Origin of the sequence: Ameyamaea chiangmaiensis, from assembly GCF_013376175.1 — a bacterium.
In the GTDB taxonomy this organism is placed as follows: domain Bacteria; phylum Pseudomonadota; class Alphaproteobacteria; order Acetobacterales; family Acetobacteraceae; genus Ameyamaea; species Ameyamaea chiangmaiensis.
In genome coordinates, this window is record NZ_JABXXR010000354.1 from 1 (window position 1) to 693 (window position 693).

Annotated in this window: 2 pseudogenes; one reads left to right on the forward strand and one right to left on the reverse strand. The window is 48.3% G+C overall.

Features of this window, described 5'->3' with window-relative positions:
• Positions 1-223 (forward strand): annotated as a pseudogene (locus HUK82_RS17010) (hypothetical protein); the annotation flags it as partial.
• 371 nt (positions 224-594) lie between these two features.
• Here HUK82_RS17010 and HUK82_RS17015 read toward each other — a convergent pair.
• A pseudogene (locus tag HUK82_RS17015) lies at positions 595-693 on the reverse strand (IS5/IS1182 family transposase); the annotation flags it as partial.

A 693-nucleotide genomic window follows, 5' to 3' on the forward strand; every position in this document is an offset into this window, starting at 1 on the left:
TCAGGGTGTGTCCGCGTGCTCGCCGCTGATGATCGACCACCTGATCGGACACAAGTCCCAACGGCTTGTGGGGAATACCTACGCGGCGCAGGACTTTGGCGATGCGGCCTATAGGGATGCGATCATGGGCACGGTGGAGAAGGGGCTTCCCGAGACCGTGCGGACTGCGCTTGAGGAGACGGCAGGGAAGCGTGGGCGGTTTCCTTGGGTGACGGAGGGGTAGAGGTGGCCGGAGCGGTTGTCGATCGGCTGCAATGGGGGGAATAGATAGTCGTTTTACAGCAGGCATGCATAGATTAGCGGACGCGGCGGTACACATCAGATATTAAAGGCTTTAAATCAACACCAAATCTAAATAAATAATGTCTTATCTGTAGTTAATAAAATAAGGTTCTAAGGAACACCCTTGCCTCATAACTCTAAAAGTTGGCCTTATTTGAATTATGTATTATATAATACTCCTCACATTTTCTGTAAAAAATTTAAATATTTCACTAATTTCTAAAATGTTAGCCAAAAGTTCTTCCTGGATAGATTGGAAAAGCCATTCGTCATAAACCGGGTCGAAGTCAGATAGTGGCTTAGGCTCAGGACTCATTTTTTGAGGTAGAAGATGACGCTTGCTGCGATGTAGATTGCGGACATGAACGTATGAGCGCAGCGGTCGTATCGTGTTGCCACCCGTCGCCAGTC